Raw genomic sequence first — 1320 nt, forward strand, 5'->3', positions numbered from 1 at the left:
CAAAATTGCCCTAACAAAACGCACCATGGGACAGCTATTACTCGGCAGTTTTGGTTTGAATTGAGTTTTGTGATTACGGTATTTAAATTTTGGTTCATGGGTCTAGCTGCCCATGTGCTCAGCGTTAAATTACTAAAAGGAGGCAGCATGTCATTAGAAAAAACCAAGGAAATAAAAGTAGTTTCTACCAACGTACATGAGACTTGCTCGCATGGTTGTAGGCTACCCTACAATGGTGAAATGTTTGAGTCTAATGTAAATCACTACATTAAAGAACATGGCTATAAATTGCTTCATATCGGACAAGAAAGTTCTACAGATAGTGATGGTGATTCTTACCATTCAACCGTTGCGGTATTAGCTGTTAAATAAAGGGAATGTAACTATGGATAGTAAAGAACTGTGCGCTTCATTAACGAACTTATTAGTTCAAAATTTTGCAATGGAGTTTCACCTTAGGGATAACCCAATATTAAGTAGACACTTTTATTTTGAAAGTAAGGATTATGATTTTTATTTGCCATTTGCACTGACAATGGAAAGTTCAGTAGGTAGCGCGACTAAGAAAGTTAACCGTTGGTTAGAAAGGTATTCATCTGTATTTGAAGCAGGAACTGCATATTCTTTTGATGCTGATGGCAAGATCACGGTGAAATCGTAATTTAACAAAGCAATCAAGGTGATGCGTTACACTCGGCGTTTTTGGTATGGAGTGCGGTGCGCTTTGTCAATTCCGTGGGGCACACCTTATTGCAGGCGTTATGGCGCAGAGTAGCACAGGCAACGTGGCATTCATTTTATGGTCGGCGGGTCGTGCTTAGCCGCTACGAAGTCGATCTTCTCTGGCGATATACCTGAACGCTTGTTGTGTATCAAGAACTGCGAGATTGATTGGTTTTGTCCGCAGCACGAACGATTTTCGTTAATAGGTCGCGGTTTTTCTTGTTACCGTCTCGGGTCGAAGCTTAGCTACTAGAATGCAGGCTTGCTCAGGCGATATACCTGAACGCTTTTCTGTATAACGAACTGTGAGGTTGATTGGTTTTGTTCGTAACACGCTCGATTTTCGTCTTGTACTCGCTGTTATTACTCCTCGAAATTCCGATTCACGCTTTTAGAAAAGAGCAGTTCTTTCTCAAATAGCTTCATATTTTGTGATTTAACTCAGTAGGTTACGATTCAACCCCTGCATGGCTTGTTGATTTTTTGTATGATATTCAGCTTTCGAGCAGGATATCCTGTAGCGGTAGCGTGCGTGATAATTGATCGGATGCCTTGAGCGCGCCATAACAAAAGTATCAAGGTGACGCGTTACACTCG

Annotated in this window: 2 protein-coding genes; both read left to right on the plus strand. The window is 41.2% G+C overall.

Annotated elements, in window-relative coordinates:
• The coding region (locus tag C9I89_RS22700) for a hypothetical protein (protein ID WP_211315295.1) at positions 1-372 on the plus strand (372 nt) is incomplete at its 5' end.
• Between the two features lie 13 nt (positions 373-385).
• On the plus strand, positions 386-661 hold the full coding sequence (locus C9I89_RS22205) for a hypothetical protein (protein ID WP_107285493.1): 276 nt from the start codon (positions 386-388) through the stop codon (positions 659-661).
• Positions 662-1320: the final 659 nt, after the last annotated feature.

It is taken from the genome of Photobacterium lipolyticum (genome assembly GCF_003026475.1).
Taxonomy (GTDB): Bacteria; Pseudomonadota; Gammaproteobacteria; order Enterobacterales; family Vibrionaceae; genus Photobacterium; species Photobacterium lipolyticum.

Bases quoted from the DNA above. Each gene is read 5' to 3' on its own strand.
- C9I89_RS22205 (WP_107285493.1), top strand. From the start codon at position 386: ATGGATAGTAAAGAACTGTGCGCTTCATTAACGAACTTATTAGTTCAA.